This window comes from Pantoea rwandensis, from assembly GCF_000759475.1.
GTDB classification, from domain to species: domain Bacteria; phylum Pseudomonadota; class Gammaproteobacteria; order Enterobacterales; family Enterobacteriaceae; genus Pantoea; species Pantoea rwandensis_B.
Genome location: NZ_CP009454.1, coordinates 305993 through 331233 on the forward strand (window position 1 = coordinate 305993; position 25241 = coordinate 331233).

Sequence of the window (25241 nt, forward strand, 5' to 3'; positions counted from 1 at the left end):
TAATCTGCGGGTACTGTATGTTCCTCAAGCGCAATTTGTTCAATCTCGATGTGAAGGACTCTCATGATCGAACTCAAACACCTGAGAACGCTGCAGGCGTTGCAGAATACCGGCTCGTTGGCCGCTGCCGCCGCTCAGCTTCATCAGACACAATCGGCGTTATCTCATCAGTTCAGCGATCTGGAACAGCGGCTGGGCTTTCGCCTGTTTGTGCGCAAGAGCCAGCCGTTGCGGTTTACGCCACAGGGGGAAATCATGCTGCAGTTGGCCGAGCAGATTTTGCCGCAGATTCAGCAGGCGTTGCAGGCATGCCACGAGCCGCATCAGACCACGCTGCGCATTGCCATTGAATGCCACAGCTGCATTCAGTGGCTGACGCCGGCCCTCAATAATTTCCGCCAGAGCTGGCCGCAAGTGGTGGTCGATTTTAAATCGGGTGTGACTTTTGATCCCCAGCCCGCCTTGCAGCAGGGCGAACTGGATGTGGTGTTGACCTCCGATATCCTGCCGCGCAGCGGTTTGTTCTATACGCCGATGTTTGATTTTGAGGTGCGTCTGGTGCTGGCCCCGGACCATCCGCTGGCAAAGCTGGAACATATCTCACCAGAAGATTTAGCCGATGAGGTGCTGATGATCTATCCGGTGCAGCGTCAGCGTCTCGATATCTGGCGTCATTTCCTGCAGCCTGCAGGTATCAGTCCGGCGTTGAAGAGTGTGGACAATACGTTGTTGCTGATTCAGATGGTGTCAGCACAGATGGGTATTGCGGCCCTTCCGCATTGGGTGGTGGAGAGTTTTGAAAAGCAGGGTCTGGTGGTGACCAAAACATTGGGTGAGGGTTTGTGGAGCCGTTTATATGCCGCCGTGCGCGATGGTGAGCAGCGTCAGCCGGTGTTAGAAGCCTTTGTGCGCTTCGCCCGCCAGCACGCCTGTGACCATCTGCCGTTTGTACGCGATGCCGCTCGCCCGGGTTCATTGCAGTCAATTTCTTGATCATCCCATGGGCGACCTGTGTCGCCCGTGCTGTTATCCCTGCCCGGCCTGCTCTATAATGCGCCGCCTCAATCCGCGACCAAGAGAGTTTCACCATGACGAGTAACGATGTTCTGCGCAGCGTGCGCTATATGCTTGATTTGAGCGATAGCAAAGTGGTGGAGATTTTTGCCTTAGCGGGCAGTGAAGTGCCGCTGGAGGATGTGCAGGCGTGGATGAAGAAGGATGATGATGCGGCGTTCCGTAAGTTGCCGGACGTGCTGATGGGCTATTTCCTCAACGGTTTGATTTTCTTCCGTCGCGGTAAGAGTGAAGATGCGCCCGCACCTTCGGTTGAACGCCGTATGAATAACAATATTTTCATTAAGAAGCTACGTATCGCGTTTGCGCTGAAGACCACGGATATTCCCGTGGTGCTGGAGAAGGCAAACTTTAAGATTTCACAGGCTGAAGTCGGTGCGATTTTCCGTAATCCGGACCATAAGAACTACCGCGAGTGCGGTGACCAGATTCTGCGTAACTTTCTGAAGGGACTGACGATGATGAATCGTCCTGCGGCGCCTGCGAAAAAGGGCTGATGGCTTTTCAGGAATGGGCTGATTGCTGTGTGTTTGTGCTCAGTCAGGGATAGCGTGGCAGATCGCAAAGGAATCCCACATCCCTGTGGATCGGCCTCGCCATCCATGGCTCGGACGCTTTGCTCCTCTGCCACGCTATCCCTTCCCTTAAGCTTTGAGCGTCGCTTTGATATCAGGTCAGATGCAGGCCGCTCCGATCACGAAGGAATCTTACTTCCCTGTGGATCGGCTCGTCATCTATGGCTCGGACGCTTTGCTCCTCTGCCACGCTATCCCTTCCCTTAAGCTTTGAGCGTCGCTTTGATATCAGGTCAGATGCAGGCCGCTCCGATCACGAAGGAATCTTACTTCCCTGTGGATCGGCCTCGTCATCTATGGCTCGGACGCTTTGCTCCACTGCCACGCCATCCCTTCTCTTAAGCTTTTAGCGTCGCTTTGATAACAGAGCAAAGCAACGTGCTTGTTAGCCATTCAGCTCGGCCATTTAGGCATCGCTTTTGGACCCATGCCACACCACCCAACGCTTGTGCACGTATAGCGAAGCGAAAATGACAATCGCCCCGGCAATAAAGCTCGGCCAGTGCGGTTTTTCCTGCCAGATCGCCAGGTTCACCAGCAAGCCCGCCGGCACGTGCATGTTGTTCATGATGCCCAGCGTACCGGCATCGACCTGCGTCGCACCGTAGTTCCACATAAAATAGCCCAGCCCGGAAGCCGCCACGCCTAGCCACACCAGAATGCCCCACTGCAGTGAGGTGGTCGGCAGTTTGTTCGGGTTACCCCACAAGCTCCACGCAATGATGGCGATGATCACCGCGCCAAGATAGAACCACGAGAAGGCCGTGTGTTGCGGCATTGGGCGGGTTTCCTGCAGGCGCTTGTAGCCGACCATACCGATGGCAAAGCAGATGTTTGCCGCCTGCACCAGCAGCAAACCGAACCAGAAATGATCGCTAACTTTGTCATAGCGAATGATGGCCGCACCGGCTACCGCCAGCAGCGCGCTGAAGGCATAGCCGATTCGCAGCCGACGTCTGCTGAGCAAATCGTAAATCAGCGTGACGTAGAGCGGCGTCATCACGGTAAACAACAGGAATTCTGTCACGCTGAGGTAGGTATAAGCCTCAAAACTTAGCAGATACATGACGCCGAGTTGCAGCATTCCCACCAGCATGTACAGCAGGATGGTTGAGGCGCGATAGCCCTTCCAGCGCAGGAAGGGCAAAAAAACGAGCGCAGCCAACCCAAGGCGCATCAACACAGAGAACCAGGAGTCAACCTGGCCCGCAAGGTATTCCCCTATCAAACTAAAGGAAAAAGCCCACAAAATGGTGGTAACGATCAGTAACAGCACGGTATTGATCCCAAAATGAACAGTGGCGCTAGTGTAAACAAACTGTCGTGGACGGGCTGAAATTTCTGGTTGACGAGTGGTCAAATTAAAATCAAACAAATCGCCGAATCCTCTTCTCTCATTGAGATGAGGTCCACTGCCGAAATCAGCTCGCGGATTGCGGATGCAGTGAATGTCATTCGACGCAGCAACGGATTCCCCTTCCAAACCCAAAAGCCCCGACGCTTCATGCGCGAATACCAACATTTTTTGGTTTATATCGCTCTTTAATGTCATCAAAGTGTAACAATTGTGTCACACATCACAGTAACGTGGCGCAACCATCACTATCCTTTGCGCGAAATGGAACTTTGGTTTTGTTGTTACGCCAGAGGGCTTTTGACCCAACCTGCTGGGAATTTATAAAAATATCGCGCCCTGGAGGGCCACATACATGTTGAGTATCTTCAAACCGGCACCGCATCAGCCGCAAGTCGCTGACGATCGTGTCGATCCGCTTTATCGTCGGCTACGCTGGCAAATCTTCATCGGCATTTTCTTTGGCTATGCCGCCTATTACCTGGTCCGTAAAAACTTTGCGCTGGCGATGCCCTATTTAGTTGAGCAGGGCTTTTCGCGTGGCGATCTTGGCTTTGCGCTGTCCGGAATCTCCATCGCCTACGGTTTTTCCAAGTTCATCATGGGTTCCGTCTCTGACCGTTCAAATCCACGCGTCTTTTTACCTGCCGGACTGATTCTGGCCGCTGCGGTGATGCTCTTTATGGGCTTTGTGCCGTGGGCCACCTCCAGCATCATGGTGATGTTTGTGCTGCTGTTCCTGTGCGGTTGGTTCCAGGGTATGGGTTGGCCGCCATGCGGGCGCACCATGGTGCACTGGTGGTCACAGAAGGAGCGCGGCGGGATTGTCTCGGTGTGGAACTGCGCCCATAACGTGGGCGGCGGCATTCCCCCACTGCTGTTCCTGCTGGGTATGGCGTGGTTTAACGACTGGAAAGCCGCACTCTATATGCCGGCGTTTGGTGCCATCCTCATCGCCATTATTGCCTTTGCCCTGATGCGCGATACGCCGCAGTCTTGTGGCCTGCCACCGATTGAAGCTTACAAGAACGACTACCCGCCCGATTACAACGACAACCACGAGCAGGAGTTAACGGCAAAGCAGATTTTCATGCAGTACATCCTGCCTAATAAGCTGCTATGGTATATCGCGCTGGCTAACGTGTTTGTCTATCTGCTGCGTTACGGCATTCTCGACTGGTCACCCACTTACCTGAAAGAGGTGAAGCACTTCACGCTGGATAAATCTTCGTGGGCTTACTTCTTCTATGAATATGCAGGCATTCCCGGCACCCTGCTGTGCGGCTGGATGTCGGACAAGGTGTTCCGAGGCAATCGTGGCGCGACCGGCGTGTTCTTTATGACGCTGGTGACCATCGCGACGGTGGTGTACTGGCTTAACCCGCCAGGCAATCCAGGTATCGATATGCTGTGCATGATCGTCATTGGCTTCCTGATTTACGGCCCGGTGATGCTGATTGGTCTGCACGCGCTGGAGCTGGCGCCGAAAAAAGCCGCTGGTACCGCCGCGGGCTTTACCGGTTTGTTTGGTTATCTTGGTGGATCGGTGGCAGCCAGTGCGATTGTCGGTTACACCGTGGATTACTTCGGCTGGGATGGTGGCTTCATGGTGATGATTGCCGGATCGGTGTTAGCCGTGATTTTACTGCTGCTCACCATGATCAGTGAACATAAGCACAAGAAGCAGATGGCATAACGAGAATGGGCCGGTGATTCCGGCCCATTTTTTTAAGCAAGGAACAGCTTGCGCAGCGTATGCGGCACCGCATCTTCAGCATTGCTGCCAATCACTTCTAACGTTGGCAGCGTATCTTTCAGGCGCTGGTGCGCATTGCGCATAATGCAGCCTTTACCCGCCATGCTCAGCATTTCCACGTCATTCATGCCATCGCCAAAAGCGATGCACTCTTTCAATGAGTATCCGAGTTGTTTGGCGACGGCTTCCAGTGCATGCCCTTTCGATACACCACCCGCCATCACTTCCAGACAGGTCGGCAGTGAGAAACTGACATTCACGCGATCGCCCCAGCGCGCTTCAATCGCCAGTTCCAGTGGCGCCAGACGCTCAGGATCGTCACAGGTAAAGAACACCTTGCTGATACCGTCGGTTTCCAGCATGCCTGGCTGGTACACCTGATAGTTAAACACCGACTCGCGGAAGTAGTCCTGTTCCTCCGGGCGATGGCGGCTCATATACCACTCATCGTCGCGATACACGTGTGTCAGGATATGCTCATCGTGATACTGCAAACCGTAGAGTTCGCTGGCAATATCGGCATCGAGGTTATGGCTAAACACCAGTTCACCTGCTGCATTGTGCACACGAGCACCGTTAGAGGTGATCATGTACGCCGGAATGCCGAGGTTATCGCGCATCTGGCCCACGTCGATATAGTGACGACCGGTGGCGAAAACGAAGTGAACATCTTGCGCCACCAGTTCCTGCAGCGTGGTGCGAGCAAAAGGTGTCAGGCGGTGTTCCGGTGAGAGCAGCGTGCCATCCAGGTCGGATGCGACGATGTGGTACATGTAAACCTCTGGTATTGATGTCGGAAAATGAGTTAAACGTGGCGCTCGAAAAAATCGACCACCAGGTTAAGCGCTTCAGCGCGCATGGCGTCTGTTTCGAACAAAATCTCGTGACGCGCGCCTTGAATCACATACGGCACGGTTCCTTCGCAGGGATGTCCCGCATCGGCCATCGCCGTACAAAAAATATCTTGTGCGCGGTTATCCACCACATCGTCTTCGCTGGCCTGTAACACCAGCGCCGGTGTGGTAATTTTCGCCGCCTGACTGATGATGCTGCGTCCGGCATAGACGCCTTCACGCACCCAATGATAGGTCGGCCCTCCCACACGCAACCCCGGATCGTCGGCGTAAAAACGCAGGTTGCGCCGATAGCGTTCACGACTGTGCGTCAGGCGATTAATGCCAAACGGGCTGGCCCGCCAGCGGCCGGTGCCGAGCGCATAGCGTTCGCGGATTGCCGGCAGTTTTTCCGCCCAGTCTAAAATCGGGTACGCCATCCAGTCGGGCAACGGCAACACAATGCCAAACATCGGTGCCGAGAATACCGCCGCATGGAATGCCTGCGGCTGGCGCGCTAAAAACAGTGCCAAAATTGCACCGCCCATCGAATGGGACAGCACGTAGCGTTGCTGATAATGGTTGCTGACTATCTCTTTCAGATACAGCGTTTCCAGATCGTCAACGTAATGGTTGAATTCCACCACATGCCCGCGATGAGTATCCGCCAGCAAGCGATCGGAACGGCCCTGCCCGCGATGGTCAATTATCACCACGTCATAGCCGCAGTGAAACAGATCGTAAGCCAGTTCCGGGTATTTGATATAGCTTTCGATGCGGCCGGGCACAATCAGGATGACACGGCGATGTTGCGGTGAGGTGAAACGAACATAGCGAATCTTCAGGTTACCGACGCCGGTAAATTCACACTCCTCACGACGTCGCCAGAAGTCGAGCAGCGGACCCGTAGCAAAGGCCGAAAAGCCTTTCTCACGCCCGAGCCAACTCTGTTTGTGATGCTGCATCCGTCCCCCTGAAAAAAAGCCTCATCGCGCGCCTGTACGCCATAGCGCACCGCGATATTCTGGCGTATTGTGTCACACTTCGTTCACTTCAGGGAATGTCACACATGACCATTGAATGGTGGTTAACCTACCTGTTGACTACAACTATCCTCAGTCTTTCACCCGGTTCTGGTGCCATCAACACCATGAGCACCGGCATTAGCCATGGCTATCGCGGCGCGGCGGCTTCCATCACTGGCTTACAGCTGGGTCTGGCGATTCACATCGTGCTAGTCGGCGCCGGTTTGGGGGCGCTATTTTCACAATCGATCATGGCCTTTGAAGTACTGAAGTGGGCAGGTGCCGCGTATTTGGTGTGGCTTGGGATTCAGCAATGGCGTTCCGCAGGCGGTATTGATTTGGATGCCGTGGCGAAAGCGATGCCGCGTCGTCGTTTGTTCAAACGCGCTATCCTGGTAAATCTTACCAACCCGAAAAGCATCGTGTTTCTCGCCGCACTATTTCCGCAATTCATTCAGCCACACCAGCCGCAGCTCATGCAGTATCTGGTGCTCGGTGTCACCACCATCGTGGTTGATATTATTGTGATGATTGGTTACGCCACGCTGGCAACACGCATTGCGGGCTGGATTAAAGGGCCAAAACAGATGAAGCTGATGAACCGCACCTTTGGTGGCTTGTTTATGGCCGTCGGAGCCTTGCTGGCAAGTGCGCGCAGAATCGCGTAAGAGGTTTTGCAATCAGTCACACCGAGGGTAAATCGTCGGTGGTGCAGCCAGTTCGGCGCCGGCAAGCCGCACAAACCCCGGAACGTACACGAGGTACGTGAGGGGCGAGCACTGCCCGGTGCCGAAATGGCAAGGAAAATCGATTTAACGAGAAATAATCAGGTGAATGCCGAATCCGGCAAATAGCACACCCGCCATGCCATCAACCCACTTCGCCATACGCTGATACTTATCCCGCATCCACGGCAGCGCGAAGATTGCCGCCACCAGCGTAAACCAGGCAAAGGTTTCACCCACGATCAGCATGAACAGGCCCCAGCGCTCCATCGCACCCACATCATTGCCGACAAACAGTGAAAACACGCTGCCGAAGTAGATAATCGCTTTCGGGTTCGACAGATTAGTCAGAAAACCTTTCAGGAAACTCATACCTTTCTTTGGCAGTTCCACCACCGGCGCATTAACCTGTGGGGCTTTGTGCTGCTGACGAGCTGAGCGCAGCAACTGCCAGCCCATCCACAGCAAGTACAAACCACCGCCCACCATGATGATTTCATGCAGCCAGGCCATTTTCTGCAGGATCAGATGCAGGCCCATCAGCGCCACGCCCGCCCAGATGACGATCCCCAACGTAATACCCAACACGCCCATCATCGCCTCTTTGCGCGAGCGGCTGGCCGCCGTTTGCGACACAAAGAAGAAGTCCGGGCCTGGGCTCATTAGCGCAACCAGATGCACCAGCGCGACAGTGGCGAATAACATCAACATGGTTTCTTTCCTTTACTCTTCATCGACATGCTCTTTGATCATCACCAGGAACGGTTTACCAAAACGTTCCAGCTTGCGATGACCGACACCGTTCACGCTCAACATTTCTGACGCGGTAATCGGCATTTGCTCCGCCATCTCAATTAATGTGGCATCGTTAAACACCACGTATGGCGGAATGTTAGATTCGTCGGCAATCGCCTTACGCAATTTGCGCAGCTTGCCAAACAAGGTGCGATCGTAATTGCCACTGTGCACTTTTGGCGAGCTGCTGCGGCTCTTCACCGTGACGATGCGCGGTACCGCCAGCATCAATGGCACTTCGGCACGCAATACCGGACGCGCCGCTTCCGTGAGCTGTAAAGCGGAGTGCATGGCAATATTTTGCGTCACCATACCAAGATGGATCAGCTGACGCAGCACGCTGACCCAATGCTCCTGACTCTGCTCACGGCCGATGCCGTACACCGGCAATTTATCGTGCCCGTTATCGCGAATGCGATGGTTGGTGGAACCGCGCAGCACGTCGACAATATAGCCCATACCAAAGCGCTGGCCGGTACGATAAATGCTGGAAAGCGCCTTCTGCGCTTCCACTAAACCATCATATCGACGTGGAGGATCAAGGCAGATATCGCAGTTGCCGCACTGCTGCTGACGCCCTTCACCAAAGTAGTTGAGCAGCACTAAACGACGGCAGGTTTGCGCTTCGGCAAACGCGCCCATCGCATTGAGCTTGTGACGCTCAATATCTTGTAACGGGCCGGGCGCTTTCTCTTCCAGACATTTACGTAACCACGCCATATCCGCTGGATCGTAAAGCATCATCGCTTCGGCGGGCAGGCCATCACGCCCGGCGCGACCGGTTTCCTGATAGTAGGATTCGATATTGCGCGGAATATCAAAGTGCACCACGAAGCGCACATTAGGCTTGTTGATGCCCATACCAAATGCCACGGTGGCAACCACAATTTGCAGGTCATCACGCTGGAAGGCTTCCTGCACGTGCGCGCGCTGGGCGCTGTCGATACCGGCGTGATACGCGCCGACACTAAGCCCACGGCTTTGCAGACGCGCGGCCGTGTCTTCCACTTTGGCACGGCTGTTACAGTAAATAATGCCACTTTTACCCCGCTGCTCCTGTACATAGCGCAACAGCTGGTCGGTCGGTTTAAATTTTTCCACCAGCGTGTAGCGAATATTCGGGCGGTCAAAGCTGCTGATTTGAATCAGCGGATCGTCCATCTGCAACAGATGAGCGATGTCATTACGCGTGGTTTCGTCAGCGGTTGCCGTCAGCGCCATCACCGGCAGATCCGGGAAACGCTGACGCAGTTGACCAATCGAGCCATACTCCGGGCGGAAATCATGGCCCCATTGCGAGATACAGTGCGCCTCATCCACCGCCAGCATCACCGGATTCCACTGGTGCAGGCTGTCGAGGAAGTTATCCATCATCAGACGTTCAGGCGCGATATACAGCAGCTTCAGCTTACCGGTGCGACAATCCGCAAAGACCTGTTGCTGCTGCTCACGCGTCTGCGTCGAGTTGAGGCACGCCGCTGCCACGCCGTTGGCCAGCAATTGATCGACCTGATCCTTCATCAGTGATATCAGCGGTGAAACCACCAGCGTCAGCCCCTCGCGCACCAGCGCCGGGATTTGATAGCACAGCGATTTGCCGCCACCGGTCGGCATCACCACCAGACAATCACGCCCTGCGAGCGCGGTTTCGATGATGGTTTGCTGACCGGGGCGAAATTGCTGGTAGCCGAAGGTATCTTGTAATACCTGCTGCGCCAGCATTTCCTGATTAAGCACTGCCGATGTTGCCACGGTAATCCTGTTTTTCTGACTGGTTAGAACAGATCGTTAAGTGTTACACCCACGCCAAAACGGGTCTGACGATGGTTATAGTCGATAAGCGATTCACCATACCCGCTGAACAGCTGGGTGTAAAAGCGCACATGCTCAGAGATAGGATAGCTCCAGGCGAAAGTCGCGCCGCCATAGCCGCTGTTCCAGTTGTAGTTGCCTTCCACGCTGAAGATACTTTCACCCATTTCATAACCGAGCTTGGCGCGATAGTAGCCCATGTACTTGGTAATGTCGGGGTTATCATCGTTATTTTCATTTTCTGGAATGCGATACCACGGTTTGATTTCCGCAAGGAAGTTACCGTTCTGCGCCATCAGGCGCGCATAGACGCGGTTCCAGCTGCGTGATGTCGGATCGCTACGTCCGTTAGACTCGTGGTTAAGACCGGTTTCGATGTCGCGCAGAGTCCAGCCGGCAAAAGTGTAATCCGTTGCCCAGCCGAGGAAAATCTGCGGCTCATAGTTGGTTTCACGAAACGGCGATGACGCACCACGGTTGGAGAGCTGCCACCACGAGCGCTGCGTATAAGACGCGGCCAACACCGAGTTATCACCCAGAATGCCACGCCACAGTGGGAACGCCAGGCTGAGCTGGAATTTTACTTCATCGTTTTTTGCTTTGTCAGCCCAGTTGTACGAAGAGATCGCCTCTTTGTTCATGTCACTGGTGTAGGTGTAGAGCAAATAGTTGTTTTCGTAAGGATAAAGCACGAACGGGTTATCGTGTTTTTCCAACAGGTTCGCAATAATACTGCCCTTCACTGCCGGGGCGTCATGCACCTCTTTTATGGTGGCTTCATCAGCCTGTGCCAGCGCAGGTATCATCAAAGCTGCGGCCAGCAACGCGTATAGCTTACGCATAACATTCTCCAGGAACTGCGTGTTGTCATTATTAGGGCAATGTTCAAAAAGCACGCCATTCTACACGCAAAGACACAGGTTGATCAGTGCCGATTTCTGAAACTGGAAAGCCGCGCGAACGCGGCATAATATACACAACTCTTTAACATCTTAAGGCAGAAAACATGTCATCCCCGTTGCTGTCACAGCAGGAAGCTCGCCGCCTGATTGGCGAAATCTTTGTTTATCACATGCCCTTCAATCAGGCGCTGGGTTTAGAGCTGGATCGACTCGAAGCGGATTACGCCGAGTTGGGCTTTGCCAACAAAACCATGCTGGTCGGTAATGCGGCGCAGCATATTTTGCACGGCGGCGTGATTGCCTCAGTGCTGGATGTCGCCGCCGGTCTGGTGTGCGTCAGTCATGCGCTGTCGCGTCAGGAGAGCATCAGCGAAGAGGAACTGCGTCAGCGTCTGTCGCGCATGGGCACTATCGATATGCGCGTTGACTATTTACGCCCTGGACGCGGCGATCGCTTTGTCGCCACCAGCAGCCTGCTGCGCGCCGGTAATAAAGTGGCGGTGGCGCGAGTGGAACTGCACAACCAGCAGGGCGATTATATCGCCACAGCAACCGCAACCTATTTGATTGGCTAATGCCCTTTTTTTGGAAAGCATGATGGATACGCAACAAACGCGTCAGGGCATAGGTTATGCGCTCGGCGCTTACTTTATCTGGGGCATTGCGCCAGCCTACTTCAAGCTGGTGAAGGAAGTTCCACCGACAGAAATCATGACGCATCGCGTGATTTGGTCGGCACTGTTTATGCTGGTACTGATTACCCTGAGCCGCAGCTGGCAGCAGGTGCGCACGGTGCTCGCTCAGCCAAAGAAAGTGCTGTTGCTGGCCGTCACTGCCGTCACCATTGGCGGCAACTGGCTGCTGTTTATCTGGGCAGTGAATAATCAGCATATGCTGGAAGCCAGCCTCGGCTACTTTATCAACCCGCTGATCAACGTGGTGTTTGGCATGCTGTTCCTGCGCGAGCGCTTCCGCCGCCTGCAGTGGCTGGCGGTTTTACTGGCAACACTCGGCGTGCTGGTGCAGCTATGGCAATTTGGCTCGCTGCCGATTATTGGCCTTGGCCTGGCGCTGAGTTTTGCCGTCTATGGTTTGTTGAGAAAGAAAATTCAGGTGGATGCGCAGAGCGGCATGCTGATCGAGACCGCATGGCTGTTTCCGCTGGCGGCCATCTACTTGTTTGGCTTTGCTGACAGCGCCACCAGCCACCTCAGCGCCAATCCACTTAGCCTCAACCTGAAGCTGATCGCCGCAGGCATCATCACCACGATTCCACTGATGCTGTTTGCCGCCGCCTGTGCACGCCTGCGTTTGTCGACTGTGGGCTTTTTCCAGTATCTCGGCCCCACGCTGATGTTCCTGCTCGCGGTGGTGTTCTACGGCGAAAGTCTGACGCCAGACAAGATGGTCACCTTCGGTTTTATCTGGCTGGCGCTCGCCGTGTTTATCGTTGATGCAGTCGCATTCTCAGCTCGCACCCGCGTGCGCGTAACGTGAGATAAAGCGTGCGATAGCCGGGCCGGTCAGCAAGATGGTGAACAGGCGTAATGTCTGCAATGCCATCACAAATGCGATATCGACCCGGCTGCCCGCCGCAATAATCGCCACGGTATCCAACCCGCCCGGGCTGGTTGCCAGATACGCCGTCATCAAATCGACGTGCAACACTTGCGTCAGCATCCACGCCAATCCACCACACAGCAACATCAAGCCGAAAATCGACACCAGCATTTGCGGCAGGGTGCGCAGCGCCAGCAGGAAGATCGGGCGCGTAAAGCGCAAGCCCACGCTCCAGCCAATTAACGCATAGGCCAGCGCCAGCAACCACTCCGGCACCTGCAAAGTGGCAACATCGGTGCCGTGCAGCGTCGCACCAATCAGCGCGGGCAGCAGCAGCGCACCCGAAGGGATACGCAGTTTTTGTCCCAGCCAGGCGCCCGCGAACATCACCACCAATGTCAGGATGAAGCTGCTTTGTAAGGCAGGGAACCATACCAGCTCCACTGCACCACCGTTGGTGCCCAGCCCAATGCGTGCCACCACCGCGGCTGCAGTCGCCACAAACAGCACGCGCAGATACTGCATAAACGCCACTAAGCGCACGTCCGCACCGAAATCACCGGCCATCGCCACCATCGCAGAAGCGCCGCCAGGCGACGATCCCCACGCACCGGTTGGCCCTGGAAGGTTGCTAAAGCGCACCAGTAGAAAACCCGACAAACCGCTGGCCGCCAGCGTAAGCACCAATACCGCCAGCACCACCGGCCAATCCGCTAACAGCGGTGAGAGAATAGCCGGTGACAGCGTTTGCCCGATCATGCACCCCAACACCGCTTGTGCGAGCACAAACAAACGTTTGTCGATGCGGACGGTCGCGCCAGAAAGGCCCATGACGGTTCCGACGATCATCGGACCTAAAAGCAGTGCAGCAGGAAGGTGAAACAGCTGAAGAATGATCCCCAGTACTAACGAAGCAATCAGCAGAATGGTCCACTGCTGTCGCAAAGAAAGACGCGCCATAGGGTGGAAATCAGAAAGTGAGAAGTGACAAACAGCCTACGCAGAAAAGTTAAACCATGCCAGTTTTGTCGCGGCGCAATTTGTCACGCATCTGTTAGCAGCATTGTCGCTTCAGATGAACGCGATAAATCGCGCCGCTACGAAATCGGTAAAACCTGTCTGGCCGTGTTATTACAACCAGTTTTTCCGTTTGAAATAGAGGTACGGCGCTAAACCGGCGAGGATCATCAGGGAGATCGCACCAGGATAACCGAAGCTCCACTTCAGCTCAGGCATAAACTCGAAGTTCATCCCGTAGCTGGATGCCACCAGCGTAGGTGGCAGGAACACCACCGACACCACCGAGAAGATCTTGATGATGCGGTTCTGCTCGATGTTGATAAAGCCCATTGCCGCCTGCATCAGGAAGTTTACCTTCTGGAACAGCGATTCGTTATGCGGCAGCAGGGATTCGATATCGCGCAGGATTTCACGCGCCTGCTCCAGCTGATTGCCTGGCAGACGGGCTTTACGCACCAGGAAGTTCAGCGCGCGTTGGGTATCCATCAGACACAAACGCACTTTCCAGCCGATATCCTCCAGCTCCGCCAGACGCGACAGCGCCTGATCGTACTCTTCGCCCTGTTGCCCTTCCATGATCACGCGGCTGAGTTTTTCCAGCGCGCTATAGATGTTCTCGATCTCATCCGCCAGCTGTTCGATTTTCGTCTCAAATAGATCCAGCAACAGCTCGTAGGCGTTGCCATCAGTCAGCGTCTGGTTACGGGCACGCATACGATAGAGACGGAAAGCCGGCAGCTCACGTTCGCGCAGCGTATACAGGCGATCTTCGCGGATGGTAAAAGCCACGGTGGAGTTGCCAGCGTGGTCTTCCGCATCTTCAAAGAAGAAGAAGGAGTGAATGTGCAGGCCATCTTCATCTTCGAAGAAACGTGCGGAGGCCTCGATGTCTTCCAGCTCCGGACGCGTGGCCAGGCTTTGACCCAGCTCGGATTGCACACGATCACGTTCAGTGTCGTCGGGCTCGATTAAATCGACCCACACCGAGGTGTTGAGTGTGTCGTTGTTGTCTTCCAGTTCGATGCGCGTCAGGCGATCGCGTTCGAGTTTAAAAGCGCTCAGCATAGCAATACTCCCCATTGCAGACTTAATGGGACAAGGCGGCACACCGTCAAGCCAAAGGCAAAACGGGCACGGCAAAGCCTGAACGCGGAAACTTTCGCTTCAAGGGTAAATCAGTGCTGACTCGTGCGACGAGAGTGTAAAGGGAGGTCGCTGATAACCGCTAAGGCTACCCGCGTATTGAGGTAGCCTTAGATGTTATTCCTGTTAAACAGGCGGTTGAGCCAGCATCGACTGGGCGCGTCCAAGGCATTGTCCTCTCATGATAATAGTGCGCGCATGTTACGCTGAGACGAAAAAGTCGTCAAGGTAACGCAACGGCGCTACACCGTTTCCAGACGCGCGTAAGCCGCCACCAGCCACTTGATCCCCTGGCCCTGAAACGCCACCTGCAAGCGGCTGTGTTCGCCGCTGCCTTCCAGGTTAATGATGGTGCCTTCGCCGAATTTGGCATGGCGCACACGCTGACCGAGCGCGAAACCACTGTCGTTTTCCGCGATCGGGGTACCCATGCGCTGATGGCTCACCGGACGGCTCACGCTGGCGCGCAAACGGACTTCCTCGACGCACTCCTCCGGCAATTCGCCGATAAAGCGCGATGGACGGTGATACACTTCTTTACCATAAAGGCGACGAGTCTCGGCGTAGGTCAGCGTAAGTTTTTCCATCGCGCGCGTGACGCCAACGTAGGCAAGACGACGCTCCTCCTCCAGACGCCCGCCTTCATCTAGCGACATCTGGCTCGGGAACATCCCCTCCTCCATACCCACGATAAACACCTGCGTGAACTCAAGACCTTTCGCCGAGTGCATGGTCATCAGTTGTACTGCATCCTGCCATTTATCGGCCTGACCTTCACCGGCTTCCAGCGCCGCATGCGACAGAAACGCCTGTAGCGGCATCAAATCTTCGTCTTCGTCCTGATAACTGAACTGCCGCGTGGCGGTCACCAGTTCCTCTAAGTTTTCGATACGCGCCTGGCCTTTCTCGCCCTTTTCCTGCTCGTACATGATCCACAGGCCGGAATCCTTGATCACGCGATCGGTCTGCACGTGCAGCGGCATATCGGCGGTTTCCGTAGCCAGGGAATCCACCAGCTCGCAGAAGCGCTGCAGCGCCGAGGCTGCACGTCCCGCCAGGGCTTTGTTTTGCAGCAGCTCACGCGTCGCTTGCCACAGCGTTAATTGCTGTTCGCGCGCGGTCTGGCGCACCACATCCAATGTGCGATCGCCCACGCCACGCACCGGCGTGTTCACCACGCGCTCAAAAGCGGCATCGTCATTGCGGTTCGCCATCAGGCGCAGATACGCCAGCGCATCTTTGATTTCCTGGCGTTCGAAGAAGCGCATGCCGCCGTAAATACGGTACGGCATGCTGCCTTGCAACAGCGCCTCCTCCAGCACGCGCGACTGGGCGTTGCTGCGATAGAGAATGGCGCAATCCTGCAGCGCATTGCCGTTCTCATGCCAGGTTTTGATGCGGTTTACCACGAAGCGAGCTTCGTCTAATTCGTTAAACGCGCAGTAGAGGGAAATCTTTTCGCCGTCACTGCCATCGGTCCACAGCTCTTTACCGAGACGGCCATTATTATTGGCGATCAGCGTGTTAGCCGCTTTCAGGATGTTATTGGTCGAGCGGTAGTTTTGCTCCAGGCGAATGGTTTCCGCACCAGGGAAATCCTGCAGGAAGCGCTGGATGTTCTCGACCTGCGCGCCACGCCAGCCGTAAATCGACTGGTCGTCATCACCGACGATAATCACACGACCGGTATCGCCGGCCAGCATACGGATCCACGCGTATTGGATGTTGTTCGTATCCTGGAATTCGTCCACCAACACGTTGCTGAAACGCTCGCGGTAGTGATTCAGGATATGCGGCTTATTCAGCCACAGCTCATGCGCACGCAGCAGCAGTTCGGCAAAATCCACTAAGCCCGCGCGATCGCAAGCCTCCTGGTAGGCCTGATAAATGCGCAGCCAGGTTTGCTCCACCGGGTTGCCGTAGCTTTCGATGTGCTTAGGACGCAGCCCTTCATCCTTTTTGCCGTTGATGTACCACATGCCCTGGCGTGCAGGCCACTGCTTCTCATCGAGGTTCATGGCTTTGATCAGACGCTTGAGCAAGCGAAGCTGATCGTCGCTATCGAGAATCTGGAAATCCTGCGGCAAATTGGCATCAAGATGATGCGCACGCAGCAAACGGTGCGCCAGTCCGTGGAACGTACCAATCCACATGCCACCCTGACTGGTGCCGATCAGCTGATCGATACGATGGCGCATTTCTGCTGCCGCTTTGTTGGTAAAGGTCACCGCCATGATTGAGTAAGGCGAGCAATTCTCTACCGACAGCAGCCAGGCAATACGGTGCACCAGTACCCTGGTTTTGCCACTGCCTGCTCCGGCCAGCACCAGCAAATTGCTGCGCGGCGCGGCGACCGCCTCGCGCTGTTTGTCATTTAAGCCGTTAAGCAGATCAGAAACGTCCATAAGCACCGTTTTGCCAAAGTATTAAAAGGAGAATTGAGAAATGCGGTTTCTCAGCATTTAAGCAACGCACCCTGTATAGCGGTGCTATTCATCGCAGGATGAAGGGTGCCGCTACGATTTGTGCGTCAGACAATGCCCGTATCATCCAGCCATTAGCTGGATGAACATACAGCATTATAGCAGCGAGGTCAGCGATGCCAACTGATGAATTTCGACGTGCGGCAGCAAACGCGCATCGTCAATTTTCATCAGGTTGCCATCACGCAGATTGATCCAGCAGGCTTGCATGCCCGCATTTAATGAACCGACCACATCGGTGGTGAGATCGTCGCCCACGTGCAGAATATGCTCAGGTGCGATGTTCAAACGCTCGGCCGCCAGCTGGTACATATCCTGCCACGGCTTAGCGCGACCGTGCGGGCCAGCGCGCAGGGCGAACTGGAAGTAGTGATTAATCCCCAGCTTTTCCGGACAGGCGTTGCCGTTGGTGATCGCCACCAGCGGCACGCGCTCGCCCAACCACGTCAGCGTTTGATGCGTCTCATCTGGCATCTCGACTTCGCTGCGCCACTGGTGGAACACGCCCATCACTTCGCTGGCACCGGCGCGGGCTTCAGCAGCGGATAAGCCGATATTGATCATTGCCAACTCGACCGAGCGGCGACGCCACTCAGACACGTCGTGATAAATTTCCGGCTCACGCACCAGCAATTCGTCGCGCAGCGCCTGATAATCAGCGGGGGTGAATTCACGCAATGCCGGATGAAAGGCCTGCAATGCGGCGTGGGATTCGGCGGTGGTTTTAAGGATCACGGGATGGTTGTCATACAGCGTATCGTCGAGATCGAAAGTGATCGCTTTGATCGGGCCCAGCGGGCGGTAGAACTTCATTCAGACTTTCCTCGTTTAGCACGTGGATGTGCCGCGTCATACACGGTCGCCAGATGCTGGAAATCGAGATGGGTATAGATTTGCGTGGTCGACAGATTGGCGTGGCCGAGCAGTTCCTGCACCGCGCGCAGATCGCCACTCGATTCAAGCAAATGGGTAGCAAAAGAGTGACGCAGTTTATGCGGATGAATATGGTTGGCCACGCCCTGCTTAATGCCCCACTCGGCAAAACGCTTTTGCACGTTACGCGCCGATATGCGCGTGCCGCGACTGGAGACAAACACGGCGTCATCCTGCGGCGCGAAGCTATCACGCAGTGGCAACCAATGTTTCAGCCAGGTCACCGCCGTGCCACCAATCGGCACACGTCGTTCTTTGCTGCCTTTCCCCAGCACCCACACTTCACCGGCGTCGAGATCGACATGACGACAATCCATGCCCACCAGCTCCGACAAGCGTAAACCGCCGCCGTACATGGTTTCCAGCATCGCTCGGTCGCGCACCGCCAGTGGATCGTTCAGGTCGATTTCCAGCAGCTGGTTAACCTCGTCAACATCCATATTTTTTGGCAGATGGCGGGCATTGCGCGGCGTAGAGATGCCTTTGGCCGGATTGGCGCTTAACATCCCCTGGCTGACCTGCCAGTCGAGAAAACTGCGTAGCGCCGACATGCGCAGCGCCAGGCTGCTGGGCCCTAATCCGGCACGACGGCTGCGCGCCGCCAGTTGGCGAACCTGTGCGGGCTCCAGTTGTGCCCATGAGACGATCTTCATCTCATCGGCCATCGCGGTCATCGTCTGCAACTGGCGGGTGTAATTCTTTTGCGTCAACGGGCTGAGCTGGCGTTCGACTTTCAGATAACGCAGAAAGCCCTCAACGGCAGGCTGCAACGGGCTGACGTCACTCATGCGCGTTCAATCCAGCGAGACAGCAGATCCGGCAGCATTTGCGCCAGATGCTGCAACAGTAAGGTGCCCATGCCCGCTTGATAGTGCTGGTTATCGCGGCTGCTGAAAATCAGCACACCAAGTTCACCCCGTTCGCCCATCAACGACATCGCCACCGACCCGATGGCTTTCGCCTGTGGCAACAGCAGCAGTAACTCCGGGCCATTCAGGCTGCCAAGGTAATGATGTTCAGCACCAAAGCGTTGAATACGCAGCGGCTCAAAAGCCTGACGAGAAAGACCCAACTGGGTGAAATCAGAAGGTGCGCCGATGTGCCAGTGGTCGTTGAACACCCGCACATGGGCTCCGGCCAGACCCAACTCACGCGCCCAACGGTGCAGACGCGTTAACATTTCCTGCAAGCTGTCCGCCGCGGCAAGATGGCCTTGCAACCCCAGCAGGCGATCAAACAGTTGATGGTTGGCCGTGGCCTGCTCCATCAACAGCGTGATTTCCTCTTCCAGCTGCTGGATGTGGTTGCGTTGACGCGCCATGTGCCACTCCACCAGCGACACGCTGCCGCGCACCGGGTGCGGCACCATCATCTGTTCAACCTGGCGCGCATTACGAATAAAGAAATCGGGGTTCTGACGCAGGAAGGCGCTAACCGACTGATCGTCCAGCAAAACCGCGCTGTCGGTTTGCTCTTCGACATTTTTCATAGATGAATAAACCCATCGTAGACGTGTGTGGCTGGGCCGGTCATAAACAGCGGCTGACCCGCCCCTTTCCAGGCGATATGCAGCGTTCCGCCAGGCAAATCAACGCGAACTTTTTCCGCCAGAATGCCTTGCTGAATGCCGCAGGCAACGGCCGCACAGGCACCGCTGCCACAGGCCTGGGTTTCACCTGCGCCGCGTTCATACACGCGCAGACGAATGTGTTCAGGATTAACCACTTCCATAAAGCCCACGTTGACGCGTTCCGGGAAGCGTTCATGGCTTTCCAGCACCGGACCCAGTGTTTCCACGGCTGCCGTTTTCACACTCTCAACCTGAATCACACAGTGCGGGTTACCCATGGATACCGCACCAAACATCACGGTCTGCTCGGCAACACGTTGCAGATACAGACTTTCCGCTTTATTGGCGCGCAGCGGCACTTGCTGGGGATCGAAGTTGGGTTCACCCATGTTAACGCGTACCAGCTCATCGCTGGTCACGCTCAGCACCATGCGCCCGGTTTGCGTACTTACGCGGATGTCGCTTTTATTGGTCAGCCCTTTCAGGCGCACGAAGCGGGCGAAACAGCGCGCGCCGTTGCCGCATTGGGCCACTTCACTGCCATCCGCGTTGAAAATTCGATAATGAAAATCAAGATCCGGATCGTAAGGCGGTTCGACGATCAGCAGCTGATCGAAACCGATCCCCAGATGCCGATCCGCCAGGCGGCGAATCAGTTCCGGCGAAAAAAAGACGTTTTGCGTCACGGCATCCACAACCATGAAATCGTTGCCGAGACCGTGCATTTTCGAGAACTGCATTTTCTGCTCCGCCGGATTACTCATAGAGATTAGTTCGCCTGTGAACCCGATTTACTGGTGACCAAACCGTTAACGTCAGCATCCTGCGCCGCTTTTTGCTGCTGCTCGGTGACCTGCTGATTTTGTTTCGTCGGCTGATCTTTGGGCGGGAAATACAGCGGTCCTTTCAGGCCACAGCCTGCGAGGCTGACCAGTGCCAGCGCCATACCCAGCTGACTTATCATGTGTCTCATTCTGTCTGCTCTTCCTGTCCTTAAGCCTTGGCTGCTTATCATCGCAGTTGACGTTGTAAAAGCAACAGGAAATACCCGCAAATCCGGGCGCATGTCAGAGGAAAAGCCAATCCCACCGCGCGAACGCAGGCGGGATCAGTGCATTTGGTAGCGCGGCTGGAAATCGCCGTTGTCGTTATCGGGCTGCGTCGCACAGAGCTGCGTCAGCGTCTGGCTGCGGAACGGAATCACCTGGAAGCGATCGCCTGCGTGCACAATCTGGTAGAACTGTGGCAGGTTGAAGTTGATAAAGCTGGAGCCATAGGTGAAGCGGTCATGCGACGAGGAGTAAAAACGGCTCACGTCACGCACCAGCTCTTCTTTACTGCCTTCGCAATGGTGATAAACCTCAACGCGATTGGTTTCGTCGAGGATATAGATGTTGAAGCCGCGATCGTCATTGGTGTCTTCAAAGAAGAACTGAATGATGCCTTCGCTGGCATAGCCATTCACCACCGGCGGCAATGGCGTTTGATTCGACTCCACTTTGATCGACAAACCGTGCAACTTGTTGTTGGAAATCGCGCCGTAGAACTCCACCGCATTTTCCAGCTTCTGCACCGATACGCTCATGCGCTCGAAGAACAAGCCCCACGTCTGGCCCGCCATGCGCAGCGCTTTGAAGCGGCCTGGCTCCTGACGGGTGCTGGAGAGTCGCAACTCAATACACTCAGACACCAGCTGCTGCACGCGGGTACGAATTAAACCGCGCAGATGCTGGCTATAACAGAACACTTCCACCGTATCCGGCGGCGCGGCATCCTGATGCATTTTGCCGAGAATGGTTTTCAGCGCTTCGATCATCGCCTGCTCACCGCTGAAGTGCAGCGTACGCACTTCATTCCACGAGTTGCGGTACAGCAAATCAATGCTGCCAATCAGGCACTGCTGCTGCTGGCCGAAGCTGAATACATCCAGCTTACGGAAATCGAAATGCACCACCTGATTGCGGAAGGCTGAGGTCGGATCGTGTTCGAGATTGACAATAATCGCCAGATGACGAATTTCGCACGGGCTGTACAACGCTTTTGGCGTCGGTGCCGCTACGCGCAGCGGGAAGTGACTCGAGACATCGTTGACCAACTCCTGCAAGCGCGGCAGATCGCAGAATTCGTTGCCCTTCATATGCAAACGCGTTTTGCTGGTCAGCAAACCGTTGAACCACGCCCACGCCACTAACTTGTTCAGGTAGCGGTTATATTCCAGCGGCTGATGGCTGATGATCGAACTCATGTCCGGCGACTGGTTGTAAAGATACCAACCGGCGCGATTGGCGCGGCCTTCCGGCACATGAATAAAGGTCAGATTATCTTCCGACAGGTCAGGCGAAATCTGTGGGTTCACCAGCGTCACTTTGCCCGGCAGCGCTTCAAACGCGGCATACAGTTTACGCGTCAGCACGCCGATATCCTGCGGGCTGGCACTGACGCTTAAATTGTTACGACGGGCAAAACGGATCAGGTTGCGATAGCTCTGCATCATCGCATCCAGCAGCTCGTTGTGCGCTTCACGCACACGCTCAATTTTCCACTGGGCGCGGTTATCCAGTACCGCAATTTTCTCTTCATCCCAACCCCACTCTTTCACCAGTTGCGAAAGAATCTCGCGGCGCCAGCCTGAGCGGTGATGGTGGTGATCGTCACTCGAGAGCTTCTCACACACTTTTAAATAGAAACATCGACGCACCAAATCAAGGCGCGCCATGTCATCAACGCTGGTCAGATAGCGCGTCACGCGCTCCAGCATCATGCAGTAGGGATCGAGGCCAAAGCAGACAATTTCGCCATCGTGCAGACGCTGTTTGATATCCATCGCCAGCAATTGCGTGTTCGGATATTCCCAGCTGTACGCTTCTAACAGCAGGGTTTTCAGCACCGCTTTGTACGGTGAATCGATACTTTTGTACAGCTGCCACAAGCTGGCCCCGAAGTACTCTTCGGCTGACAGCGTGCCGAGACCGCCGAGATCCAGCCACTCATTCGGCGTCAACACGCCTTGTGAATAGAGTGACATAACGTAATCGTCGTAATGATGCTCTTCTTCGCCGGGCACCATGTTCCACAGGATGCGTTTGCCCGCCATACGCACAGCGGTACGGTAGAACTCATCCAGCAGCAAAATATGTTGGGTTGAACCGCAGTCTTCACCACCGAGGCTGCCGCTCTCATTGTGGCGGAAACGGTTCTCGTCGATCAGGAAGAAACTGACTTCCACACCCATTGACACACACCATTTCTGCAACAGCGTACACTTGCGCTGCAGATTGAGACGCTCTTCATTATCCAGCCAGGATTGGTGGCACACCCAGATGTCGAGATCGGACACGCTGTTCTGACCGACAGACGAGGTACTACCCATCGAATAGATGCCGGTAATCGGACGTTCACCTTTGACGGCAGTGCTGAGATCCAAAGACTGATCGCCTGCCAACTGTTGCAACAGATGCTGTTGGTTTTCATCAGGCGTGAAGAAGCTGACGCCGTGGGGAACGCTACCTTCAAGGTAGCCGGGCATCAACGGGTGATGATAGTGCAGTAATGTTGGCAGCAGACTGTAGACTTGCTGGAAGGCAGGTCCCATAGCAGCCAGTGCGCGATCAACGCGCAGCTGGTTAATTGCATCCAGTCTCTGTTTCAGTGTCTCAATGTAGAGGTACAAGACGTTTCGCCTGATTGTCCCAGTGTTAAGCACCCTGTTTCCAAAACCTGCCGCTTAATAATAAAGATGTTGGGCAAATTATTGCTGGAAACGTGATCAATCTAACACCTGGAGGATTGACCGTAAAGAAAGTTGCGCTACATGACAGTTTAGCACGTTCCCCATGTAGCCCTGCTTTTTCGGACTTAGACGTCAGATAATGACGCAATAATGCGTATCAACTGACATCGAGGCCTTTTCAATCCGTTGAAACTGACAGCATTCCCCTATCAATGATAGGATAATCGATGAACGATCAAAATGGTTAACAGCATGTTAAACAAAATTTTCAGAATTGCTACCAGACAAAGTCCCCTTGCTTTATGGCAGGCACAATATGTCCAACAGCGCCTGATGGCAGCACATCCGGGCGTGCAGGTTGAGCTGGTGCCAATGGTCACCAAAGGCGACATCATCCTCGATACACCGCTGGCTAAAGTCGGTGGAAAAGGCCTGTTTGTCAAAGAACTTGAACTGGCAATGCTGGAAAACCGTGCCGATCTTGCCGTGCACTCCATGAAGGATGTGCCGGTGGATTTCCCGGAAGGTTTGGGTCTGGTCACCATCTGCGAGCGTGAAGACCCGCGTGATGCCTTCGTCTCCAACCTTTATAACAGCATTGATGAGCTGCCACAGGGCGCGATTGTGGGGACTTCCAGTCTGCGTCGTCAGTGTCAGCTCAGTGCGCGTCGCCCTGATCTGATCATCCGCTCTTTGCGTGGTAACGTGGGCACCCGCCTTGGCAAGCTGGATGCCGGGGAATATGACGCCATTATCCTTGCCGCGGCAGGCCTGAAGCGCTTAAACCTCGACGACCGTATTCGTCAGGCGATGCCCGCTGAAATCTCGCTGCCCGCTGTGGGCCAGGGTGCCGTCGGCATTGAATGCCGTCTTGATGATCACGAACTGATCACCTTGTTGCAGGCGCTGAATCACGCCGATACCGATGTTTGTGTGCGCGCTGAACGCGCGATGAACACACGCCTTGAAGGCGGTTGTCAGGTTCCCATCGGCAGCTTTGCCGTATTAGAAGACAATCAGTTGTGGCTGCGTGGCTTAGTCGGCTCACCGGATGGCCACCAAATGGTGGTAGGTGAACGCCGTGGTCCGCGCGAAAACGCCGTGCAAATGGGGATCTCCCTGGCAGAAGAGCTGCTGGATGGCGGCGCCCGCGACATTCTGCGCGACGTTTATCAGGGGCAAACGCCTGCATGACCATTCTCGTGACCCGCCCGGAGCCCGCTGCCAGTGAATTGGTTTCGCGTCTGCGAACCCAGGGAAAACTGGCGTGGACTCTACCGCTGATTGAATTTACGCCGGGTCGCGATTTGCAACAATTGCCACAAAAGCTGGCGGCTTTACGGCCGGGCGATCTGGTGTTTCTGCTGTCACAGCAGGTGGTGCTATTCGCCCATCCGGCGCTTCAGCAAAGTGCCCTCAGCTGGCCCGAAACACTCGACTACTATGCTATAGGGCGCAGCACCGCGCTGGCACTGCATACCGTCAGTCATCTGAAAGTAGACTATCCTCATGCGCGGGAGACCAGCGAAGAGTTAGTGCGGCTCAACCGCCTGCAGCAGGTTAATGGCAAGCGTGCGCTGATTTTGCGCGGCAGCCCAGGCCGTGAATTACTGGCAGAAACCCTGCTGGAACGCGGTGCCGAGGTGGAATACTGCGAGTGCTACCAACGTTGTGAAAAGCATTATGAGGGCGCGATTGAAGGCCGTCGCTGGCGCGATCGCGGGATTACCACGCTGGTGGTCACCAGCGGTGAGATGTTACAACAACTCTTTGCACTGTTTCCGCCAATTGATCGTCGGGAATGGTTATTGCACTGTCGACTGGTGGTCGTCAGTGAACGTTTGGCTACTCAGGCCGCCGAATTAGGCTGGCAGGATATTGATGTAGCCGATGGTGCTGATAACGATGCGCTGCTGCGTGCGTTACGCTGAACTTAACAATGGGATGAGCC

General features: G+C 55.2%; 23 protein-coding genes. 8 read left to right on the forward strand and 15 right to left on the reverse strand.

The window, feature by feature from the left end; genetic code table 11:
• Positions 1-63 precede the first annotated feature (63 nt).
• Together metR and LH22_RS01340 are read left to right on the forward strand one after the other, a co-directional pair.
• Complete coding sequence (gene metR, locus LH22_RS01335) at positions 64-993, forward strand: HTH-type transcriptional regulator MetR (RefSeq protein WP_034827906.1); 930 nt, start codon at positions 64-66, stop codon at positions 991-993.
• A gap of 95 nt (positions 994-1088) precedes the next feature.
• Complete coding sequence (locus tag LH22_RS01340) at positions 1089-1571, forward strand: DUF1456 family protein (RefSeq protein WP_038643784.1); 483 nt, start codon at positions 1089-1091, stop codon at positions 1569-1571.
• 484 nt (positions 1572-2055) lie between these two features.
• On the opposite strand, the gene LH22_RS01345 is transcribed toward LH22_RS01340, so the two are convergent.
• Positions 2056-2925 carry a carboxylate/amino acid/amine transporter gene (locus tag LH22_RS01345; RefSeq protein WP_038649734.1) on the reverse strand — a complete coding sequence of 290 codons (870 nt, stop codon included), beginning with the start codon at positions 2923-2925 and terminating at the stop codon, positions 2056-2058.
• 433 nt (positions 2926-3358) lie between these two features.
• Here LH22_RS01345 and glpT point away from each other — a divergent pair, with 433 nt between their 5' ends.
• Positions 3359-4699, forward strand: coding sequence for a glycerol-3-phosphate transporter (gene glpT / locus LH22_RS01350; RefSeq protein ID WP_038643785.1), 1341 nt, complete (start codon positions 3359-3361; stop codon positions 4697-4699).
• Between the two features lie 32 nt (positions 4700-4731).
• Here the strand turns inward: glpT and yigL are convergent, their stop codons facing one another.
• Both yigL and pldB read right to left on the reverse strand, forming a co-directional pair.
• Positions 4732-5532, reverse strand: coding sequence for a sugar/pyridoxal phosphate phosphatase YigL (yigL, locus tag LH22_RS01355; protein WP_038643786.1), 801 nt, complete (start codon positions 5530-5532; stop codon positions 4732-4734).
• 32 nt (positions 5533-5564) lie between these two features.
• Positions 5565-6557, reverse strand: a complete 993-nt coding sequence (gene pldB / locus LH22_RS01360) for a lysophospholipase L2 (RefSeq protein ID WP_038643787.1) — start codon at positions 6555-6557, stop codon at positions 5565-5567.
• Positions 6558-6661: 104 nt separating this feature from the next.
• On the opposite strand from pldB, the gene rhtB reads away from it, so the two are divergent.
• The gene (gene rhtB, locus LH22_RS01365; protein WP_034827889.1) at positions 6662-7285 is read left to right on the forward strand and encodes a homoserine/homoserine lactone efflux protein; all 624 of its coding nucleotides are present in this window, start codon (positions 6662-6664) and stop codon (positions 7283-7285) included.
• A 144-nt stretch (positions 7286-7429) separates the two neighbouring features.
• Here the strand turns inward: rhtB and rhtC are convergent, their stop codons facing one another.
• Genes rhtC through pldA form a run of 3 tightly spaced genes read right to left on the reverse strand, consistent with a single transcriptional unit; the run spans position 7430 to position 10791 of the window.
• Complete coding sequence (rhtC, locus tag LH22_RS01370) at positions 7430-8053, reverse strand: threonine export protein RhtC (RefSeq protein WP_038643788.1); 624 nt, start codon at positions 8051-8053, stop codon at positions 7430-7432.
• A gap of 12 nt (positions 8054-8065) precedes the next feature.
• Complete coding sequence (gene recQ, locus LH22_RS01375; RefSeq protein WP_038643789.1) at positions 8066-9889, reverse strand: ATP-dependent DNA helicase RecQ; 1824 nt, start codon at positions 9887-9889, stop codon at positions 8066-8068.
• Between the two features lie 23 nt (positions 9890-9912).
• The gene (pldA, locus tag LH22_RS01380; protein ID WP_038643790.1) at positions 9913-10791 is read right to left on the reverse strand and encodes a phospholipase A; all 879 of its coding nucleotides are present in this window, start codon (positions 10789-10791) and stop codon (positions 9913-9915) included.
• Positions 10792-10955: 164 nt separating this feature from the next.
• On the opposite strand from pldA, the gene LH22_RS01385 reads away from it, so the two are divergent.
• Entirely contained in the window at positions 10956-11426 is a 471-nt protein-coding gene (locus LH22_RS01385; RefSeq protein WP_038643791.1) for a thioesterase family protein, read from the forward strand.
• A 22-nt stretch (positions 11427-11448) separates the two neighbouring features.
• Complete coding sequence (rarD, locus tag LH22_RS01390; protein ID WP_038643792.1) at positions 11449-12348, forward strand: EamA family transporter RarD; 900 nt, start codon at positions 11449-11451, stop codon at positions 12346-12348.
• Here the strand turns inward: rarD and LH22_RS01395 are convergent.
• From LH22_RS01395 to LH22_RS01435, 9 genes are all read right to left on the reverse strand, one after another.
• On the reverse strand, positions 12319-13371 hold the full coding sequence (locus tag LH22_RS01395) for an AbrB family transcriptional regulator (protein WP_038643793.1): 1053 nt from the start codon (positions 13369-13371) through the stop codon (positions 12319-12321). The genes rarD and LH22_RS01395 overlap by 30 nt on opposite strands.
• Positions 13372-13542: 171 nt before the next feature.
• The gene (gene corA, locus LH22_RS01400; protein ID WP_038643794.1) at positions 13543-14496 is read right to left on the reverse strand and encodes a magnesium/cobalt transporter CorA; all 954 of its coding nucleotides are present in this window, start codon (positions 14494-14496) and stop codon (positions 13543-13545) included.
• A 320-nt stretch (positions 14497-14816) separates the two neighbouring features.
• Complete coding sequence (gene uvrD, locus LH22_RS01405; protein ID WP_038643795.1) at positions 14817-16979, reverse strand: DNA helicase II; 2163 nt, start codon at positions 16977-16979, stop codon at positions 14817-14819.
• 174 nt (positions 16980-17153) lie between these two features.
• Positions 17154-17870: a 5-amino-6-(5-phospho-D-ribitylamino)uracil phosphatase YigB gene (yigB, locus tag LH22_RS01410; RefSeq protein ID WP_038643796.1), complete on the reverse strand. Its 717-nt coding sequence runs from the start codon at positions 17868-17870 to the stop codon at positions 17154-17156.
• Positions 17867-18778, reverse strand: a complete 912-nt coding sequence (gene xerC, locus LH22_RS01415; protein ID WP_038643797.1) for a tyrosine recombinase XerC — start codon at positions 18776-18778, stop codon at positions 17867-17869. Before xerC ends, yigB begins: the two co-directional genes overlap by 4 nt.
• Positions 18775-19479, reverse strand: coding sequence for a DUF484 domain-containing protein (locus LH22_RS01420; protein ID WP_038643798.1), 705 nt, complete (start codon positions 19477-19479; stop codon positions 18775-18777). The genes xerC and LH22_RS01420 overlap by 4 nt, the downstream gene beginning before the upstream one ends.
• The gene (gene dapF, locus LH22_RS01425; RefSeq protein WP_038649736.1) at positions 19476-20300 is read right to left on the reverse strand and encodes a diaminopimelate epimerase; all 825 of its coding nucleotides are present in this window, start codon (positions 20298-20300) and stop codon (positions 19476-19478) included. The genes LH22_RS01420 and dapF overlap by 4 nt, the downstream gene beginning before the upstream one ends.
• Before the next feature lie 29 nt (positions 20301-20329).
• Positions 20330-20533, reverse strand: a complete 204-nt coding sequence (lptM, locus tag LH22_RS01430) for an LPS translocon maturation chaperone LptM (RefSeq protein WP_038643799.1) — start codon at positions 20531-20533, stop codon at positions 20330-20332.
• A 135-nt stretch (positions 20534-20668) separates the two neighbouring features.
• On the reverse strand, positions 20669-23230 hold the full coding sequence (locus tag LH22_RS01435) for a class I adenylate cyclase (RefSeq protein ID WP_038643800.1): 2562 nt from the start codon (positions 23228-23230) through the stop codon (positions 20669-20671).
• A 312-nt stretch (positions 23231-23542) separates the two neighbouring features.
• Here LH22_RS01435 and hemC point away from each other — a divergent pair, with 312 nt between their 5' ends.
• Positions 23543-24484, forward strand: a complete 942-nt coding sequence (gene hemC, locus LH22_RS01440; protein WP_038649739.1) for a hydroxymethylbilane synthase — start codon at positions 23543-23545, stop codon at positions 24482-24484.
• On the forward strand, positions 24481-25221 hold the full coding sequence (gene hemD / locus LH22_RS01445; protein WP_038643801.1) for a uroporphyrinogen-III synthase: 741 nt from the start codon (positions 24481-24483) through the stop codon (positions 25219-25221). The genes hemC and hemD overlap by 4 nt, the downstream gene beginning before the upstream one ends.
• The last annotated feature ends 20 nt before the right edge of the window (positions 25222-25241 follow it).

Coding starts and splice junctions, on each gene's coding strand:
- LH22_RS01395 (WP_038643793.1), bottom strand. CDS start 13,371: ATGGCGCGTCTTTCTTTGCGACAGCAGTGGACCATTCTGCTGATTGCT.
- rhtB (WP_034827889.1), top strand. CDS start 6,662: ATGACCATTGAATGGTGGTTAACCTACCTGTTGACTACAACTATCCTC.
- pldB (WP_038643787.1), bottom strand. CDS start 6,557: ATGCAGCATCACAAACAGAGTTGGCTCGGGCGTGAGAAAGGCTTTTCG.
- rarD (WP_038643792.1), top strand. CDS start 11,449: ATGGATACGCAACAAACGCGTCAGGGCATAGGTTATGCGCTCGGCGCT.
- uvrD (WP_038643795.1), bottom strand. CDS start 16,979: ATGGACGTTTCTGATCTGCTTAACGGCTTAAATGACAAACAGCGCGAG.
- rhtC (WP_038643788.1), bottom strand. CDS start 8,053: ATGTTGATGTTATTCGCCACTGTCGCGCTGGTGCATCTGGTTGCGCTA.
- xerC (WP_038643797.1), bottom strand. CDS start 18,778: ATGAGTGACGTCAGCCCGTTGCAGCCTGCCGTTGAGGGCTTTCTGCGT.
- LH22_RS01420 (WP_038643798.1), bottom strand. CDS start 19,479: ATGAAAAATGTCGAAGAGCAAACCGACAGCGCGGTTTTGCTGGACGAT.
- dapF (WP_038649736.1), bottom strand. CDS start 20,300: ATGCAGTTCTCGAAAATGCACGGTCTCGGCAACGATTTCATGGTTGTG.
- yigL (WP_038643786.1), bottom strand. CDS start 5,532: ATGTACCACATCGTCGCATCCGACCTGGATGGCACGCTGCTCTCACCG.
- lptM (WP_038643799.1), bottom strand. CDS start 20,533: ATGAGACACATGATAAGTCAGCTGGGTATGGCGCTGGCACTGGTCAGC.
- LH22_RS01385 (WP_038643791.1), top strand. CDS start 10,956: ATGTCATCCCCGTTGCTGTCACAGCAGGAAGCTCGCCGCCTGATTGGC.
- yigB (WP_038643796.1), bottom strand. CDS start 17,870: ATGAAGTTCTACCGCCCGCTGGGCCCGATCAAAGCGATCACTTTCGAT.
- glpT (WP_038643785.1), top strand. CDS start 3,359: ATGTTGAGTATCTTCAAACCGGCACCGCATCAGCCGCAAGTCGCTGAC.
- metR (WP_034827906.1), top strand. CDS start 64: ATGATCGAACTCAAACACCTGAGAACGCTGCAGGCGTTGCAGAATACC.
- corA (WP_038643794.1), bottom strand. CDS start 14,496: ATGCTGAGCGCTTTTAAACTCGAACGCGATCGCCTGACGCGCATCGAA.
- hemD (WP_038643801.1), top strand. CDS start 24,481: ATGACCATTCTCGTGACCCGCCCGGAGCCCGCTGCCAGTGAATTGGTT.
- pldA (WP_038643790.1), bottom strand. CDS start 10,791: ATGCGTAAGCTATACGCGTTGCTGGCCGCAGCTTTGATGATACCTGCG.
- hemC (WP_038649739.1), top strand. CDS start 23,543: ATGTTAAACAAAATTTTCAGAATTGCTACCAGACAAAGTCCCCTTGCT.
- LH22_RS01340 (WP_038643784.1), top strand. CDS start 1,089: ATGACGAGTAACGATGTTCTGCGCAGCGTGCGCTATATGCTTGATTTG.